This is a genomic window from Hymenobacter artigasi (genome assembly GCF_012275535.1).
GTDB lineage: Bacteria > Bacteroidota > Bacteroidia > Cytophagales > Hymenobacteraceae > Hymenobacter > Hymenobacter artigasi.
The window spans coordinates 75,802-92,427 of the sequence record NZ_JAAVTK010000009.1 but is presented as its reverse complement, the minus strand read 5'-3'; the positions used below and the strand labels follow the sequence as shown (position 1 = coordinate 92,427).

At 61.3% G+C, this 16,626-nt stretch carries 16 protein-coding genes; 12 read left to right on the top strand and 4 right to left on the bottom strand.

The genetic code is table 11. The features are described from left to right. Positions 1-73 precede the first annotated feature (73 nt). Positions 74-1,009, bottom strand: coding sequence for a phytanoyl-CoA dioxygenase family protein (locus tag HBN54_RS15080; RefSeq protein WP_210428076.1), 936 nt, complete (start codon positions 1,007-1,009; stop codon positions 74-76). A gap of 127 nt (positions 1,010-1,136) precedes the next feature. Here HBN54_RS15080 and HBN54_RS15075 point away from each other — a divergent pair, with 127 nt between their 5' ends. The 11 genes from HBN54_RS15075 (at position 1,137) to HBN54_RS15025 (ending at position 12,240) form a co-directional block, all read left to right on the top strand. After that, positions 1,137-3,416, top strand: coding sequence for a ComEC/Rec2 family competence protein (locus tag HBN54_RS15075; protein WP_168674050.1), 2,280 nt, complete (start codon positions 1,137-1,139; stop codon positions 3,414-3,416). 229 nt (positions 3,417-3,645) lie between these two features. Beyond that, on the top strand, positions 3,646-4,452 hold the full coding sequence (locus tag HBN54_RS15070; protein ID WP_168674049.1) for an enoyl-CoA hydratase/isomerase family protein: 807 nt from the start codon (positions 3,646-3,648) through the stop codon (positions 4,450-4,452). A gap of 138 nt (positions 4,453-4,590) precedes the next feature. Then, on the top strand, positions 4,591-5,064 hold the full coding sequence (locus HBN54_RS15065) for a sterol desaturase family protein (RefSeq protein WP_168674048.1): 474 nt from the start codon (positions 4,591-4,593) through the stop codon (positions 5,062-5,064). Between the two features lie 108 nt (positions 5,065-5,172). After that, a complete protein-coding gene (locus HBN54_RS15060; protein ID WP_168674047.1) occupies positions 5,173-6,072 on the top strand; it encodes a MerR family transcriptional regulator in 900 nt (299 codons plus the stop codon). Positions 6,073-6,297: 225 nt separating this feature from the next. Continuing rightward, positions 6,298-6,852: a sigma-70 family RNA polymerase sigma factor gene (locus HBN54_RS15055; RefSeq protein ID WP_168674046.1), complete on the top strand. Its 555-nt coding sequence runs from the start codon at positions 6,298-6,300 to the stop codon at positions 6,850-6,852. A gap of 18 nt (positions 6,853-6,870) precedes the next feature. Next, positions 6,871-8,460, top strand: coding sequence for a phytoene desaturase family protein (locus HBN54_RS15050; RefSeq protein ID WP_168674045.1), 1,590 nt, complete (start codon positions 6,871-6,873; stop codon positions 8,458-8,460). Positions 8,461-8,547: 87 nt separating this feature from the next. Continuing rightward, positions 8,548-9,390: a phytoene/squalene synthase family protein gene (locus HBN54_RS15045; protein ID WP_168674044.1), complete on the top strand. Its 843-nt coding sequence runs from the start codon at positions 8,548-8,550 to the stop codon at positions 9,388-9,390. A 206-nt stretch (positions 9,391-9,596) separates the two neighbouring features. Further along, complete coding sequence (locus tag HBN54_RS15040; RefSeq protein ID WP_168674043.1) at positions 9,597-10,070, top strand: hypothetical protein; 474 nt, start codon at positions 9,597-9,599, stop codon at positions 10,068-10,070. 226 nt (positions 10,071-10,296) lie between these two features. Beyond that, positions 10,297-11,148 carry a 4-hydroxy-3-methylbut-2-enyl diphosphate reductase gene (locus HBN54_RS15035; RefSeq protein ID WP_168674042.1) on the top strand — a complete coding sequence of 284 codons (852 nt, stop codon included), beginning with the start codon at positions 10,297-10,299 and terminating at the stop codon, positions 11,146-11,148. Positions 11,149-11,166: 18 nt separating this feature from the next. Continuing rightward, positions 11,167-11,496, top strand: a complete 330-nt coding sequence (locus HBN54_RS15030) for a DHCW motif cupin fold protein (protein ID WP_168674041.1) — start codon at positions 11,167-11,169, stop codon at positions 11,494-11,496. Beyond that, the gene (locus HBN54_RS15025; protein ID WP_168674040.1) at positions 11,497-12,240 is read left to right on the top strand and encodes a fatty acid desaturase; all 744 of its coding nucleotides are present in this window, start codon (positions 11,497-11,499) and stop codon (positions 12,238-12,240) included. A 156-nt stretch (positions 12,241-12,396) separates the two neighbouring features. Here the strand turns inward: HBN54_RS15025 and HBN54_RS15020 are convergent, their stop codons facing one another. The 3 genes from HBN54_RS15020 to HBN54_RS15010 form a co-directional block, all read right to left on the bottom strand. After that, on the bottom strand, positions 12,397-12,777 hold the full coding sequence (locus HBN54_RS15020; RefSeq protein WP_168674039.1) for a heavy-metal-associated domain-containing protein: 381 nt from the start codon (positions 12,775-12,777) through the stop codon (positions 12,397-12,399). A 105-nt stretch (positions 12,778-12,882) separates the two neighbouring features. After that, positions 12,883-15,279, bottom strand: coding sequence for a TonB-dependent receptor (locus tag HBN54_RS15015; RefSeq protein ID WP_168674038.1), 2,397 nt, complete (start codon positions 15,277-15,279; stop codon positions 12,883-12,885). Positions 15,280-15,378: 99 nt separating this feature from the next. Next, positions 15,379-15,807, bottom strand: a complete 429-nt coding sequence (locus HBN54_RS15010; protein ID WP_168674037.1) for a hypothetical protein — start codon at positions 15,805-15,807, stop codon at positions 15,379-15,381. A gap of 345 nt (positions 15,808-16,152) precedes the next feature. On the opposite strand from HBN54_RS15010, the gene mraZ reads away from it, so the two are divergent. Beyond that, positions 16,153-16,626 (top strand): division/cell wall cluster transcriptional repressor MraZ, encoded by a 474-nt coding sequence (gene mraZ / locus HBN54_RS15005; protein WP_168674036.1) that lies wholly within the window; start codon positions 16,153-16,155, stop codon positions 16,624-16,626.

Sequence of the window (16,626 nt, the reverse complement as noted above, 5' to 3'; positions counted from 1 at the left end):
TGATTACTTGGGCGGTAGAGATGCTTCGGCTGCGCTCAGCATGACGTTTTGCGTTTTCAGAATGAACCCGCAACTACAGCAGCGCCGGCCGCTGCGTGATTTCGTGGTAACAGATGTGGGCCTGGCTAAAGTAGTGAAACACCATGCTCTTGCGGGTCTGAGCCGGGTCGCGGTGGGGTTCGCCGCCGTGCATCAGGTTGGCGTGCCAGATGAACACATCGCCCTTACGGGCCAGGAAAACCTGCTTGGGGATTCCAGCTTCGAGGATTTTCTGGTTGATGTAGGCCTCGTACTCCGTGTAGGCCTTGTCGCCGATGAGCCACTCGGTGCCTTCGTTCTGGTAGTCGGCGTTGAGGTAGTAGGGCAGCTGGTGGCTGCCGGGATAGTAGTGCAGCGGCCCGTTGTCGGGCGTGATGTCTTCCAGCGCCACCCAGGCCGCCGCCATGCCGCCCAGCGGAAAGGTGCTCATGTGGATGCTGTCGGAATGCGTGCGCTGCTGGCTGCCGGTGAGGAAGTTGATGCTTTGGAAAAGGGTGGTTTCGTGGCCCAGCAGGGCGGCCACCAGTTCCCGCAGCGCGCCCTCGCCCGCCGCCCGGATGCGGGCCGACTTCCGAAACGCAAACATGAATTTATTGACATAGCGCACGCTGATTTCCCGGCTGGCAATAAGCTGGTGCAGCTCCTGGTTGATGCCATCGACAACCTCACCGCTGAAAAACCCCGGCAGGATGGCAAAGCCGTTGTCCTCGAAGGCCCGCAGGCTGGCTTGGCTGGCGGCCGGCAGCGCCGCGAAGGAGGGAGTAGCTGCCAGACGGGCGGCCAGCGCCGGTACCGGCGGCAGGCCCGCGCCAGCCGGCAGGTGGGCAAAATCGCGGCTGCTGATGGGGGAGTAGTAGCGCTTGCTCAGCCCCAGCTTCTGGTAGATGGGCAGGTTGTGGGCCAGCCGGCGGCGCTGGAAAACGTTGTAGGCGGCGTAGCTGAGCTTGAGGCGGCGTAGCAGGGAAAGCATGGGTGGGGTAGGGGTTTTTCGGCGGCCCAAGATACGGCCGGGGGCAGGCGTGGCCGGGCCGCAGTTGGCGGTTTCGGGCCAAACCGCTACATTGCCAGCCCAATATCCTTCCTTTTTCTACCCGTTGATGATTGCCTGGGCTACCTTTCCCTTCGTGCGCTATACCCCCGCGCTCATTCTCGGCATTGTGGGCTACCTCTACCTCGGCACTGGCTGGCCGGAGCTGTGGCCCGTGGCCGTGGTCCTGGCCGGGCTAAGCATGGGGCTGATTTTCTGGGCCGTGCGGCAGCGCACGCCCGCCGCCGCCGATGCCGCCGGCGTGCTCTCGCTGCTCACCATCGTCGTGCTGGGCGCCACGCTCACCCAGCGCGCCACCGAAAGCCGCCGCGCCGACCACCTCTACCGTTTCGGCGATACAATAGAATGCTACCAGGCCGTGGTGGACGAGGCCACCGTGGTGCGGGCCGCTACCTACGCCACCACCCTGAAAGTGCAGGCCGTGCGCGTGGCCGGCCGCTGGCGCCGGGCCACGGGCGGTGTGCGGGTGTCGTTGCCCCGGGTGGCGGGCATCGCGCAGCCGCAGTACGGCGAGGTCTGGCTCATTCGCGGCCACCCCGACCCCAGCAAGCCCCCGCTCAACCCCGGCGAGTTCGACTACGCCCGCTACCTGGAGTACCGGCAAGTCTATCATCAGCAATACATTCACCCCGACCAATACCGGACGCTGCGGCTGGCTCCGCCCAATATTCTGGTGGCCGTCAGCATGCGGGCGGCCACGCAGCTCGACGGCGTTTTTCGGCACTACATCAAGGCCAAACGCGAGTATGCCATTGCCTCGGCGCTGGTGCTGGGCATCAAGGACGACGTGGATTTGGCCACCAAGCAGGCCTATACCGCCACCGGTACCACGCACATCATGGCCGTGAGCGGCTTGCAGGTGGGCCTGTTGTTTGCGGCCATGTCGTGGGTGTTGCGCAAGCTATTTGGGCGGGTGCGGGGCTTTTTGCTGTGGTCGTCGCTGGTGGGGCTGGCCGTTATCTGGAGCTACGCCTTTCTCACGGGGCTGTCGGCGTCGGTGCTGCGGGCCACGGTCATGTTCACGGTCATCATCATTGGCCGGGCCCTGGGGCGGCAGGATTCCATCTTTAATACGTTGGGCGTGGCCGCGTTTGGCTTGCTGATGTGGAACCCATTTCTGGTGGCCGACGTGGGCTTTCAACTCTCGTTTCTGGCGGTGCTCAGCATTGTGTACGTGCAGCCGCGCATTGCCCGCTGGGTGGATGTTGAAGCATATTTCTACGCCCGTCGGCGGCCCTGGCAGCCCAAATCGGTGCAGTGGGCCTGGCGCGGCAGCGGCTGGTTTCTCGACAAGGTGTGGCAGGCGGTGGCGCTGTCATTGGCGGCGCAGGTGGCCACGTTCGGGCTGGGGCTGTATTACTTCCACCAGTTCCCGTTCAGCTTTTTGCTTTCTAACCTCGTGGCCGTGCCCATTTCCAGCGGGGCGGTGTATGTGGGGCTGGCCTTGCTGGCCGTGAAGGGCATAATGGCCACCATCAGCCTGCTGCTGCCCGCCGGGGCGGCGTGGTGGCTCGATTTGCTGCCCCGTGGCATCGCGCAGCTATTCGAATGGATGGTGTGGGCGTTCAACGAATACATCTTCCTGATAAGCCGCTACTTCTCCGGCTGGGTCGTGCGCGACATTCACGTTTCGGCCCTGCAAACGGTGCTGCTTTTCGGCCTAATCGGGGCCGGCCTGGCCTGGCTGAACACCCGCCGGCTGGGCTGGCTTCGCGGCATGGCGCTGCTATTATTATGCTACGGTGGCAGCCGCGTGGTAGAGGCCCGCGCCGTGGCCCCCACCGAAGAATTCATCGTGTACAGCATTCCGCGCCGCTCGGCGGTGGGGTTCTGGCAGGGCGCGGCGGCCGAGTTTGTCACGCCCGACTCGCTGCCGCTCACTGAGACCGAGCGCACCTACCGCCTGCTGCCGGGCATCATCCGGCGGGCGGCGCGGCGCACGGCCTACCGCGTGGGCTGGCGCGGCTGCACCATCCCCGTGCAGCGCCTGGCCGACCCCGACAGCGCCAACCCAACCCTGTACTTCAAGCCCGGCCCCGTGGTACTGGCCCGCTGGCGCGGCCTGCGGGTGGCCTTCGTTTCCAACCGCATTTCAAGCGCCACCCAGCCCGCGCCCGTCGATGTACTGGTGCTGCGCCGCAACGCCCGCCTGAAGCCCGAAACCGTGGCTGCCGTATTTGGCCCGCAGGTGCAGGTGGTGTTCGATTCGAGCTGCAAAATCTGGTACGTGGCCCGGCAGGATTCCCTGCTGCGCGCTCAGGGCTTCCGCACCTGGGACGTCACGGCGCGGGGGGCTTTCTCCTGTGCGCCGCCGCTGGGGGGGCGGTAGGCGGGGCCCGCGAAATCCTGGCGCACAAAAAAAGTCGCGCCCGCTCCGGGTTGTCCCCAACGCCGCCAACGGACCGGTAGCCAGCGTGTTTCGTCGTTTTGGTCGGGTGTTTAGTCGAGCAGGGCAGTCCATCCATCCATTTTTTGCGTTAATTGCCCCAAGAGATGCCACCATTGCCCCGCCGGCGGCATCTCTGCTGAAACCATCCGTCTGCGCCAAACCCGCCCCTATGGAAAACCTGCTCACGCCCGAACTCGAAGCCCTCCGCTACATTCAGTACAAAGCCCAGGACCGCATTGGCTACATCACCCTCAACCGTCCCGACAAGCGTAACGCCCTGAACGCCGACGTAATAACCGAGCTGAAACAGGCGTTTGAATTCGCTGAAGACGATGAGGAAACCAAGGTTATTGTGCTGCGCTCGGCCGGCGACGTGTTCTGCGCCGGGGCCGATTTGGCCTACATTCAGGAGCTGCAGGGCTACGGCTACACCGACAACCTGGAGGACAGCACGCACCTCATGCAGCTCTTCCACCAGATTTATACCCTCAAAAAAGTGGTGATTGCCCAGGTGCAGGGCCACGCCCTGGCCGGCGGTTGCGGCCTGGCCGCCATCTGCGACCTGAGCTTTGCCGTGCCCGAGGCCAAGTTTGGCTATACTGAAGTGAAAATCGGCTTCCTGCCGGCCATTGTGAGCGTGTTTCTGCTGCGCAAAATCGGCGAGTCGCGCACCAAGCAGCTGCTGCTCACCGGCGACCCCGTTTCGGCCCAGGCGGCCCTCGACATGGGCCTTATCACCTTTCTGGCCCCCAAAGAGGAGTTGGCCGCGAACGTGCACACCTTCGCCCAGCGCCTGTGCCGCGAAAACTCGGGCCAGAGCATGGAAGTAACCAAGGAAATGCTGGCCCACCTGCCCGAGCTCGACCTCGAAGAAGGCCTGCGTTATGCCGCCCAGCGCAACGCCGAAGCCCGGGGCTCGGAGGATTGCCGCAAAGGCATTGCCGCCTTCCTCAGCAAAGAAAAGATTGGCTGGTAGCTTGCTTAAGCTGTTAGCTAATGGCTGTCAGCTAATAGCTTTGCAACAACGCCGTTCCGCCCCGGAATTCATTGGGACACGGAACGGCGTTTCCGCGTCACTTCCAAACAACCCTTTTCCGGTTCCGGTTACTTCCGCATGACAACACTGGCCGCCATTGGCATCACCCTCGCCACCTTCGGATTCATGGAATTCTGGGCGTGGTTTATGCACAAGTTTGTGCAGCACGGGCCGCTGTGGTTTCTGCACCGCTCGCACCATGTGCGGCACCCGCACCCGGTGGAGCGCAACGACTTGTTTTTCCTCATTTACGGGGCCATTTCGGCCGTCCTGTTCATTACCGGCGACAATGGCGGGCACTGGTGGTTCTGGGTGGGCGTGGGCATTGCCTGCTACGGCACGGTGTATTTCTTCGTGCACGACGTGCTGATTCACGGCCGGCTGCGCTTCTGGAAAAAATCGCAGAATACCTACCTGCGGGCCCTCAACATGGCCCACAAAACCCACCACAAAACCACGGGCCGCGACGGCTCGGCCGAGTTCGGCCTGCTGTGGGTTTCGCCAAAATACCTGCAGCTGGCGCGAAGGAAAAAAATAAAGACGGGAAATTAAAACATGACCAATAGAACATTGGTTTTAAACCGGAATAATTATAGGTTTTATCAGCTTTTTTATCAGGTGATTCTCGATTTATAAGGTTATAATTTTTAATTAAAAAAAATGGGCCACTTCTCCATCAGTGACTTAGAGCAGCTTTCGGGCATCAAAGCGCACACTATTCGCATGTGGGAACAGCGCTACGGCCTGCTACATCCGGTACGCACGGCCACCAATATTCGCACGTATTGCGACGATGATTTGCGGCGGTTGCTCAACGTAACCACGCTCTGCGGCCGGGGCCAGCGCATTTCGCAGGTGGCCCGCCTCACGGATGCTGAAATTAGTGAAGCCGTGCTGGCCTGCTGCGATGACTCGCACGACTACCACCGCCAGGTAAACGCCCTGCTGGCCGCCATGCTGGGCTTCGATGAGCCCCGCCTCGACCAATTGTTAAGCGAAGCCACCGCCCGCCTCGGCTTCGAAAATATGATGCTGCGCGTGGCCTATCCACTGCTGCAACGCATTGGGCTGATGTGGCTGGCCGGTACCGTGGACCTGGGCCAGGAGCACATGCTGGCCCACTTGCTGCGCCAGAAGCTGCTGGCCGCCACCGATGCCCTGCCCAAGGTGCCCACCACGGCCCGCCGCTGGGTGCTGTTTTTGCCCGGCGATGAGCTGCACGAGCTGGCCCTGCTCTTTATGAACTACCTGCTGCGCGCCCGGGGCCAGCACACGCTCTACCTGGGCCAGAACCTGCCCACGGTCGGCCTCACCAACGTGAACGCGGCCTACCGGCCCGACGCCGTGGCTACGGTGCTCACTACCCAGCCCGAGCGTGGCCGGGTGGCCGAGTACGCCCGCGAGCTGCGCGCCCTGTTTCCCGAGGCCCAGCTGGTGGTGTATGGCCCGCTGGCCCGGCAGGAGGGGCTGGAGCTGCCCGCCAACTGCGTGTCGCCACTGCTGATGACCGATTTCCTGGCCCTGATTTCCGCCGAAGTGACCGAGCCCGTGGCGGCCTGAGCCGCAATCTGCCGTCCGGCAAATTCCGTAGGTGGGCGCAGCCTTCACAAAACGATAATATTCAAACCGGACCCGAACTGCGGCCAAAATGCTTGCCAGGTGTAATTTGCCCCGCCTACCCGAAAGAAGTAGGCGTGCCGAGTAAAATAATTTTGGCCGGAGCTGGTCGAATCTGCCGTTGGTACGTATATTTGTTTAACAATCGGCCACGAAAAGCTAAACAGTATGACTTCGCTAGAATTCACCTCGCAAGTGCAGAAGATTTCGCTCACCCTCCGGCCCGCCGCCATGAACTTGACGCGAGACGCTGATGATGCTAAAGACTTAGTGCAGGAAACCCTTCTTAAGGCCCTGCTTAACAAGGACAAGTTTAAGGCCGGTACCAACCTGAAGGCGTGGTTGTATACCATCATGCGCAACACCTTCATCAACAACTACAACAAGATTACCAAGCGCAGCTCCAACATTGATTCGACGGAGTATTTCCAGTATTTCAACACCGACCAGAACTACATCACACACAACGGCGCCACGTCGGATTTTGTGGTGCGCGACATCAACGAGGCCATTTCCAGCCTCGGTACCGACTACCGCACGCCGTTTATGATGTACTACATCGGCTACAAGTACATGGAGATTGCCGAGAAGCTGCAAATCCCGATTGGTACCGTTAAAAACCGCATCCACATTGCCCGCAAGGACCTGAAAGCGGCCTTACAGGTGTATGCCCCGGTGGGGGCCTCGGCCGCAACCGAAGCGGCTGAAGTTCTGGAAGACTAGCCGGTTTCTGCCCGTGCGATGGCCGCCGGCTCTGCTGCTGCACTTGCGGCGCTGGGCCGGCGGCTTCTTTTTTGGGCGTACTTCGCCCGTCCGTTCAACCAAATCTGTTCTTACCTGCCTTTGCCCTCCAACCTCACTACCCCGAAAAAGGCCATCGTAATCGGGGCCGGCTTTGCCGGACTGGCGGCCGCTACCACCCTGGCCCAGGCCGGCTGGCGCGTCACCCTCCTCGAAAAAAACGAGGGCCCCGGCGGGCGGGCCCGGGTTTTTCACGCCCAGGGCTTCGTCTTCGACATGGGCCCGAGCTGGTACTGGATGCCCGATGTGTTTGAGAAGTACTTCGCCCGCTTCGGTAAGAAGGTGGCCGATTATTACGAGTTGATACGCCTCGACCCGTCGTATCAGGTTATTTTTAAGGGACCGGAGGCCGTGGATATTCCGGCCAAGATGAGTGAGCTGCGGGCGCTGTTCGAGCACTACGAGCCCGGCAGCGCCGCCCGCCTCGACGAGTTCCTGAAGCAGGCGGCGTATAAGTACGAGGTCGGCATCAACCGGTTGGTGTACGCGCCCAGCCGCTCGGTTTTCGAGTTTGCCGACCCCAAATTGCTGGTTGACATGGTGCGGATGGACGTGTTGCAAAGCATGCACAAGCACGTACGCCGCTTTTTCAAAGACCCGCGCCTGCTGGAACTGGTGGAGTTTCCCATCCTCTTCCTCGGCGCGACTTCGGAAAATACGCCCGCGCTTTACTCGCTGATGAACTACGCCGACCTAGCGCTGGGCACCTGGTACCCCAAAGGCGGCATGCACAAGATTGTAGAAGGCATGGTGCGCTTGGCCCAAGAGCTGGGCGTTGAAATCGAGTACAACCAGGAAGTGACGGAAATTGTGGTCGAAAACGGCCGCAGTACCGGTGTTCGCACGGCCAGCGGCTTTTTCGCGGCCGATACCGTGGTGGCCGGGGCCGACTATCACCACATCGAGCAGCAGGTGCTCAAACCGGAGTTCCGTCACTACGATGCCAAATACTGGGATTCGCGCACCATGGCCCCGTCCAGCCTGCTGTTCTACCTCGGCGTGAACCGCAAGCTCGACAAGCTGCGCCACCACAACCTCTTCTTCGACGAGGACCTGAACCAGCACGCCCGCGAGATTTACGAGCAGCCGCAGTGGCCCACGCGGCCGCTCTACTACGCCTCGGTGCCCAGCAAAACCGACCCCACCGTAGCCCCCGAAGGCCAGGAAAACCTGTTCCTGCTAATACCCGTGGCCCCCGACCTTACCGACGACGAAGCCACCCGCGAGCGCTACTACGACCTGCTGATGGACCGCCTCGAAAAACATTGCGGCCACCCCATCCGCGAGCACGTCGTGTACAAGCGCAGCTACGCCCACCGCGACTTCATCGCCGACTACCACAGCTTCAAGGGCAACGCCTACGGCTTGGCCAACACCCTTAAGCAAACGGCTATTCTAAAGCCCACGCTCAAGAGCAAAAAAGTGGCAAATTTGTATTTCACCGGCCAGCTTACCGTGCCCGGCCCCGGCGTGCCGCCCTCGCTCATCTCCGGGCAGGTAGTGGCGGGGGAAGTACTGAAAGAGAATTAATAATTGATAATTAAGAATTAAAAATTGAGCTTGCCGGCAGGTTTCGGGTGATTCTTAATTAATAATTCTTAATTCTTAATTCATCAAATGGACCACGTTAAACTCTTCACCGACACCAGCCTGGCGTGTAGCAAGCTCATCACGGGGCGCTACAGCACCTCGTTCACGCTGGGCATTCGCACGCTCGACGAGCGGCTGCACCTGCCGGTGTATGCCGTGTATGGCTTCGTGCGCTGGGCCGATGAAATCGTGGATACTTTTCACGACCACGACAAAGCCGCGTTGCTGGCCGACTTCCGCCGCCAGACCTACGAAGCACTGGATACCCGCCTGAGCTTCAATCCGGTATTGCACGCGTTCCAGCACGTAGTGCACCGCTATGGGATTGACCGGGAGTTTATTGAGGCATTTTTGCACAGCATGGCCCTCGATTTGGAGGACCAGAACTACCATCCCGGCCTGTATCAGGAGTACATCTACGGCTCGGCCGAAGTAGTAGGGCTGATGTGCCTGCGCATTTTCTGCGATGGGGATGTGGCCATGTTCGAGCGGCTGCGCGAGCCGGCCCGGCGGCTGGGCTCGGCGTTTCAGAAGGTAAATTTTCTGCGCGATATCCGGTCTGACTACGAGGACCGGGGCCGCGTGTACTTCCCCGGCGTGGTGTATGCCCGCTTCAACGACGCTGCCAAGGCTGACATTGAAGCCGACATCAAAGCCGATTTTGAGGCGGCCTACGCGGGCATTCAGCAGCTGCCGCGCAGCGCCAAGCTGGGCGTGTACCTGGCTTATGTGTACTACCTCAAGCTGTTCTATAAAATCAAAAAGCTGTCGGCGGCCCGCATTCTGGGCGAGCGAGTGCGCGTGCCCGACAACACCAAGCTGCTGTTGCTGCTGGGCTCTTATTTCCGCTACCGGCTCTCGCGCATTTGAGGCAATTTTGGGCCTGGCTTTTGCCTGAGAGAATCTGCATTACGGCCTTACGCCGTAGTTTTGCTGATATGCGAATTCCCAGGTTCTTGTTTCTTGCACTGGTTTTAGGGGTTGGCTCGTCGTCTTCGGCAGCCGGTTTGCGTAGTATTGCCGGGCGGGCCGCCGCAGTCGTTCGCCCCTTTTTCTCCAACTTCCCCATTCCTCCCGTGTCGTCGTCTCCTTACCATCCCGCCAACTTGCGCCGCCATTACGAGCTGGCGGCCGCCGATAAGTCGGCCGGCGAAAAATTCTACCAGCTGCTGGCCGAATACAAAGACCGCGACGGTCTGGTGCTGGCCTATAAAGGTGCATCAGAGGCCATCAGGGCCCGCGATGCCTCGATGTTCAACAAGCTCACCTACGTGCAGGACGCGGCCAAAACGTTCGACCAGGCCGTGAGCATCGACCCGCAAAATCCCGAAATCCGCTTCCTCCGCTTCTCGGTCGAAAGCAACCTGCCCGCTTTCTTGGGCCTGAGCAAGCACGTGGATGAAGATAAGGGGCTGCTGCTCAACGCCGCGCTCAAACATCCCGGCACGGGGCTCGACGCGGAAGCCTTCCGCACGGTGCGCGGCTTTTTGGTGGGGCGTGGGCACGTGAGCGAGGAGGAGGCCCAGCGCCTGAACAAAGTAAAAGAGTAGCCGGCCGGCCTAATCCCTTGTACCATAAGCTTCGGCTTGTGACGAGTACAGCGAGTATTAGCGTTGGCACCGTTCAACAAATACCCCCGCTGCGCGCATAGTCCAAGCTGAGGCATCTGCTTCATTTCGGTCTAAGGCAAACTGAATTAGGTAAGAATTACGTATTTTCGGCCATCCGGCCTTATTTACGCAACCTTGCGGGCAGGTTACCGGTTACCGAGGTCCTATGCCGAACCTGTCGCTCAGCGTCCGAATTGACCCTAACTCCGGCTTTTGCTTTGGTGTTATTTACGCCATTCAAATGGCCGAAGACCTGCTTGATGAGCAAGGTTACCTCTATTGCCTGGGCGACATCGTGCACAACGATGAAGAGGTGCAACGTCTGGAAGCGCGCGGCCTGCGCATTATCTGCCACGAGCAGCTGGCCAAGCTGCGCGACGAGGCCGTGCTCATCCGGGCCCACGGCGAGCCCCCGGCCACCTACCAGATGGCCCTGGAAAACAACCTGACCCTGATTGATGCCAGTTGCCCGGTAGTGCTCAAGCTGCAAAACCGCATCAAAACCAGCTACGATAAAAAAGAGCAGATTTTCATCTACGGCAAGCACGGCCACGCCGAGGTGCTAGGCCTGCTGGGCCAGACCAGCGGCAACGCCGTTGTTTTCGAAAGCCTCGACGAGCTGCTGAGCCATGAGCTGCCCGAGAACATCACCCTCTACAGCCAGACCACCAAGAGCACCAACAGCTTCTACAATATTAAGAACCAGCTGGAAACCCGGGGCTACCAGGTGAATGCCAACGACACCATCTGCCGGCAGGTGAGCAACCGCGACAAGGACCTGCGCCGCTTTGCCGCGCAGTACGACCAGATTGTGTTTGTGTCGGGCACCAAAAGCTCCAACGGCAAGGTGCTCTATCAGGTCTGCAAGGAAACCAACGAGCAAACGCACTTCATCTCCAATGTGGGCGAAATCGACGCGGTCTGGTTTGCGCCGGGGCAGTCGGTGGGCATCTGTGGGGCCACCAGCACCCCCATGTGGCTAATGGAGCAGGTGCGCGACCGGCTGCTGAGCCTATAGGCCCTTAACGGACTAACCATGCAGATACTGGACTTGCCTTTCGGCGTAACAGATTGGTCGACAGTAGCAGGGGAGGAGCATGCCGGCACTACTGGCATGGCTACCTGGCGCACCCGGCAGTTTGGCCCGGTGCGGGTGCGCATGGTGGACTATAGCCCCAACTACCTGGCCGACCATTGGTGCCAGAAAGGTCATTTCCTGCTGGTAGTGGCCGGCGAACTGCTGACCGAGCTGGCCGATGGCCGCACATTCTCCCTCATGCTAGGCATGAGCTATCAGGTGGCCGATGGGGCCGAGGCGCACCGCAGCCGCAGCCTGGGCGGGGCTTCACTTTTTATTGTCGACTGAATGGAGGCGCTGGCAACATCGGCCCCGGTGGCCACCCGGCGGGTAGTCCCCGCGCCCATTGGCACTACCGGGGCGGCCATTGGAGGGCTGATTCTAGTGCTGTGGGCCGCGCTGCTGGGCTTTCTGCTGGCGTGGTACGAGCCCGACTGGCACTCGCCCGCGCCCTACCTGCTGGCCCTGCTGCAAACCCACCTCTACACCGGCCTTTTCATTACCGCACACGATGCCATGCACGGCGTAGTGAGCCCCAACAAGCGCCTCAATAACGCGCTGGGTACGCTGGCCGCCGGCCTGTTTGCCTTCAACTGGTTCCCTGGCATGCTGTCGAAGCACCACGCCCACCACCGCCACGTTGGCACCCAGGACGACCCCGACTTTCACGACGGCCGCCACCCCGGTTTCCTGCCCTGGTTCTTGCGCTTCGCCTGGAACTACGTGACCTGGTGGCAGGTGCTGCTAATGGCCGCGACCTACAATGTGCTGAAGCTATTCTTCCCGCAGGCCAACGTCATCGCCTTCTGGATGATACCAGCGGTGCTGGCCACGCTTCAACTGTTCTTTTTCGGTACCTACCTGCCGCACCGGGGCGAGCACGCGGCCGACAATCTGCACAAGTCGCGCAGCCAGTTTCGACACCACCTATGGGCTTTTGTAAGCTGCTATTTCTTTGGTTATCACTACGAACACCACGACCAGCCCTATTTGCCATGGTGGCGGCTGTGGCGCACCAAGACCACTGATTAGCACGGATTTTAGCGGATTTCACGGATTTTGTGGACGTTCCCCGCCGTCTTGTGTATCAAAAAAGGCTTGCCAATATTTGGCAAGCCTTTTCTTTTAGCCAGCAATTAACGTTCACAAAATCCGTGAAATCCGCTAAAATCCGTGCTAATCAGTGGTCTAGTGAGTTGGGTTGGTTTTCTTGCAGCAGTCGGGCAGGCGGTTGTAGGCGCGGGCATCGGCGGTGAGCTCGTCAGCATCGTAGCCGGTTTTCTGCACGGCGGTGCGCAGGGCGGCCGGAGTGGTTTTGTCAGCTTTGTACGTCACGGTGAGAACTTTGGTGGGCACGTCGAGCACGGCGCTTTGCACGCCTTTTTCATAGGCGAGGCTTTTTTCGATTCTGGCTTTGCACATATCGCACACGGCTGAAGTCTTAAACTGGGCCGTGGCTACGCCGTTGGTGGCGGCTTGCACGGCTGCGGGAGCGGTCTGGGCCTGGGTTTGGGCGGTGGAGGTGAGGCCGAGGAGGGCGAAAAGCGGGAGGGCGAGAAGGGATTTCATATGCAGGAGTGAAGTAAAGTCGGGGTGATGGTCAGCTAACAAAATTGCTGCCGGAAAAATTGACTGTGCGGTAAGCTTTAGCTGGCACCGCAGGGCCGTGCCTCTCTATTCAATGCGATAGCGCAGGCCCGCGTAAGTCACGCGGCCATACACCGGCCCCCACACCATGGCGGCATCAAACGTGGGGCCGAAGGGGTTGGCTGCGCCTTCGATGGGGTTGGGCTGGCGGTAGTTGGTGAGGTTTTCGACGCCCGCGTATACCTCCAGCCGCTTGAAGGCGCGCGTGAGCTGGGTGTTGAGCAGGGCGTAGCGCGGCGCGGTTTCGGGCGCGTATTCCTGGCCCGTGCCGTGGCCGTGCGTGCTGCTGATGTGCGCCACCGGCCGCTGCCCAAACCACTGTACCGTGAAATCCGCCCGCCACTTATCGAAGGCACTGGCGTAGCCCAGGTTCAGGAAAGCGCGGTGGGCCGGGGTGAGGGGCTTGGGCAGCAACACGTTGTCGTAGGTCGTGCGTACGTCGAGGTACTTGTAGGCTCCCTTCACCTGCAGGCCTTTCAGCGGCTCCACCTGCAGCTCGGCCTGCAGGCTGCGGGCCAAGGAGCGGCCGCCCGGCTGCAGGTTGTCGATGATAATGAGGCTGGGCGCAGTGTACATATCGGCCACCACCTGGTTCGAGAATTCGGTGTGGTAGTAGTCGAGGATGAAGGTGGCCGGGCGGCCCAGCGCCGTGAAATACTGCGTGGCGCTACCGCCCATGTTCCAGGCTTTTTCGGGCCGCAGGTTGGGGCCGATGACGAACTCACGGGCGCTGGCCAGCATGGCGGCATTGTCGGCAATGGGGTTGGCCACGCGAAAGCCGCTGCCGGCGGCGGCGCGCAACACCGTGTTCTTCAGTACGTCGTACTTCACGTTGAGGCGGGGCGTGATTTGCCAGCCGTAGAGGTTGTGGCGGTCGGCGCGCAGGCCGGCTACTACGGTCAGGTTGCGGCTGTTCTGGTAGGTGTACTCGGCGAAGGCACCGGGCACCAGCTCGCGGCGCAGGCGGTGCTCGCGGGCCTCGGTTTGGGCCGGCGTTTCGGTGCTGTAGCTACGGCCGGCGGTCAGGCGCTCATCGTAGTTGTCATACAGAAAGCTCAGGCCGGTGCGGTACACGTGCGCCGTATTGCCGAGGGCGCTCTGAAACAGCAGGGTGGCTAGGCCGGTGCGCTGATTTCCATCGTAGGCCCGCGACGTGCGGTTGCCGACGAAGTAGGCCGGAAGACTGGGGTCGTGGCCGGTGTGAAGCGTCTGGTAGCCGTAGGAGTAGCGCGAGGTGAAGTCGTGGTCGGTGCCGGTCAGCAGCAGACCCAGGCTCTGGAAGGGGCGCGCGGGCCAGGTGTAGGACGTTTTGGCGTAGCCGGTGTAGCGGGTAGTCGTCTGCGTGGTGCCGTAATTTTGGGTGAATGCGGCCTCGCCCGTATCGCGGAAACCAAACTGGCCGCCCTGCCGGGTTTCGCGCAGCGCGCCCAGGCCCACCTCACTCACAATGCCGTGGCCCGAGAGGTACTTCCACTTATTGAAGGCGTTGAACTGCGTGGCCAGCGGCAAATCGATGAAGCCGTCCTTGTTCCGGTCCAGGCGGTTGCCGAGGTGGTCGGTGTGCAGCAGCAGCACCGTGCTCCACTTCGGGCTGATGCGGGCCGAGGCGTTCAGGTTGACGTCGAATTTGCCGAGGTCGTTGGCGTAGGCATTGAACAGCAGCTGGTCCGTCTTTTCCGGCTCCTTCAGCTTCACGTTCACCTGGCCCGAAATAGCCTCGTAGCCATTCACCACCGAGCCCGTGCCCTTAATTATTTCGATGTTCTCAATCCACGGCCCGGCCAGGTAGCCCAGGCGGTAGGGGGCGGCCAGCCCGCGCAGGGCCGGCTGGTTGTCCACAGTCAGCAGCGAGTAGCTACCATCGAGCCCGAGCAGCTGAATCTGCTTCGCCCCCGATACCGCATCCGAGGTCGTGACTTCCACCGAGGCGTTGGTTTCGAAGCTCTCGGCCAGGTTGCAGCAAGCCGATTTGGTGAGGTCGCGGCCCGAAATCATCTGCACATTGGCCGGCGTGAGGGACGAGTAGGCCGGGGCGCGGTCCGTCACCACCACTTCGCCCAGTTCGGCCCCGGCGCGCAGGCCCACCCGCAGGTAGGGCGCGCCGGTGGCGGGCACGGCCAGTGTATCGGGCCGGTAGCCCAGGGCCTGCACCACCAGCCGCGAAGCCGCCCGCGCCGGCCGCATCAGCACAAAGTGCCCCGCTCCGTCCGAAGTAGTGGTGATGACCGGCGCACCAGCGTCGGCCGCGTCGTAGAGCCAGCGCAGCACCGCGCCGGGTAGGGGAGTGGCCTTGCCGGCCTCGGTTACCTCGCCGCGCACCGGCGCAATGGCCGACGATTGCGCGGCAGCCTGCCCGGCCGGCAATAGTGCCAGCAACAAGGCTGAAAGCCGCAGATGCGGAATAATACCGCCGATAAATTTCATAATGTCTGGAAGTTAGGTGTTTCTGATGAATCGACGCGACAGGATGCCGCGACACCTCCCTTCGCCACCAAAGCAGCAAGGGAATTGCTCAGAAAAAACCTAGACTTCCAACGTGCAGGCAAAGGCCAGCAGCGCCCGGCCCCCGAGGGGTGGGGGCGAGGTATCGGCGGCAAACCAGCGCGGGCCGGCATTGGCCCGCGCGGCCCCGGCGGCCGGGGCTACCGGCCCGCCCAGGGGCGGCACGATACCCGCCAGCGCCGGAGCCGGCACCAGAATTTTGGCGGCCAGCTCGTGTACCGGGCTGCTCAGCTTATGCTCGTGCTTGCTGAAATCGCAACAGCCATCCTTCACTATGGGCGGGGTGGGGGCCACCTCGCCCAGGCAGCCGCGCAGCTCGTCCCGACCAGCTACGGAAACGGCCACCATGCTCCGGCCGCTCATGCGGCAGGTGAGGCGCTGCACCGTGAGGCCCACCGAGGTGATGAGCACCAGCACGGCCAGCAGAACACTGGCGAGGCGAAGGGACAATGAATGAGGGCGCATAGCTACCCGCAAAGGTACGGTGGGAGCCCGACGACTGGGGCACTGCCTTCAGCTTGTGCATCGTGGCGCGGTCCCGGCACAAGCTGAAGCCAGTGCCCTAGTCGCCGGGCTTCATCTGTTGCCCATAATCGTCCTGCCATTCTGGCAAGCACTCCGCAAACGCAGCCCCACAATGCCGGCAGCACCATCTGAAGTATTCAAAAACTGCATTTAAACGCTCTAAAGGCAGTTTTGCATTTGTGGTAGGAAATGGTAAATCGTGGTTGGTTTTTGAGGGGGTTCCCGTACATTTGCTAATGTCGCCGCTTCTCCACCCGGCCACCCGTGCCCATGAACCTGCTCTCCGGCGAATACGAATGCAAGCTCGACCCGAAGGGGCGACTGGTATTGCCGGCCAAAGTGAAGGGGAATCTGCCCGAGGAATCGGGCAATCAGCTGGTGCTGGTGCGGGGCTTCGAGCCCTGCCTGGTGCTGTATCCGCGGGCCGCCTGGGGCGTGATTCACGAGAAGGTGATGGCACTGGACGAGTTCAACGAGGAATACCGGCAGTTTCAGCGCAACTTTTTCCGGGGCATGACCGAGGTGGAGCTCGACAGCATCAGCCGTTTCATGCTGCCGCGTAGCATGTTGCGCTACGCCGGCATCGAGAAGGAAGCCATTATCGTGGGCCTGGGCAACCGCTGCGAAATCTGGGACCCGGCCCGCTACGACGAGTTCCTCATCAAAGACCAGCAGAGCTTTAGTAAGCTGGCCCAGAAATTTTTATCTGTTGAAACCCCGCCGCTCGCCGGCCTGGCCGCATGA

Coding starts and splice junctions, on each gene's coding strand:
- HBN54_RS15055 (WP_168674046.1), top strand. CDS start 6,298: ATGACTTCGCTAGAATTCACCTCGCAAGTGCAGAAGATTTCGCTCACC.
- HBN54_RS15050 (WP_168674045.1), top strand. CDS start 6,871: ATGGCCGCCGGCTCTGCTGCTGCACTTGCGGCGCTGGGCCGGCGGCTT.
- HBN54_RS15060 (WP_168674047.1), top strand. CDS start 5,173: ATGGGCCACTTCTCCATCAGTGACTTAGAGCAGCTTTCGGGCATCAAA.
- mraZ (WP_168674036.1), top strand. CDS start 16,153: ATGAACCTGCTCTCCGGCGAATACGAATGCAAGCTCGACCCGAAGGGG.
- HBN54_RS15025 (WP_168674040.1), top strand. CDS start 11,497: ATGGAGGCGCTGGCAACATCGGCCCCGGTGGCCACCCGGCGGGTAGTC.
- HBN54_RS15020 (WP_168674039.1), bottom strand. CDS start 12,777: ATGAAATCCCTTCTCGCCCTCCCGCTTTTCGCCCTCCTCGGCCTCACC.
- HBN54_RS15070 (WP_168674049.1), top strand. CDS start 3,646: ATGGAAAACCTGCTCACGCCCGAACTCGAAGCCCTCCGCTACATTCAG.
- HBN54_RS15065 (WP_168674048.1), top strand. CDS start 4,591: ATGACAACACTGGCCGCCATTGGCATCACCCTCGCCACCTTCGGATTC.
- HBN54_RS15035 (WP_168674042.1), top strand. CDS start 10,297: ATGCCGAACCTGTCGCTCAGCGTCCGAATTGACCCTAACTCCGGCTTT.
- HBN54_RS15030 (WP_168674041.1), top strand. CDS start 11,167: ATGCAGATACTGGACTTGCCTTTCGGCGTAACAGATTGGTCGACAGTA.
- HBN54_RS15015 (WP_168674038.1), bottom strand. CDS start 15,279: ATGAAATTTATCGGCGGTATTATTCCGCATCTGCGGCTTTCAGCCTTG.
- HBN54_RS15080 (WP_210428076.1), bottom strand. CDS start 1,009: ATGCTTTCCCTGCTACGCCGCCTCAAGCTCAGCTACGCCGCCTACAAC.
- HBN54_RS15045 (WP_168674044.1), top strand. CDS start 8,548: ATGGACCACGTTAAACTCTTCACCGACACCAGCCTGGCGTGTAGCAAG.
- HBN54_RS15075 (WP_168674050.1), top strand. CDS start 1,137: ATGATTGCCTGGGCTACCTTTCCCTTCGTGCGCTATACCCCCGCGCTC.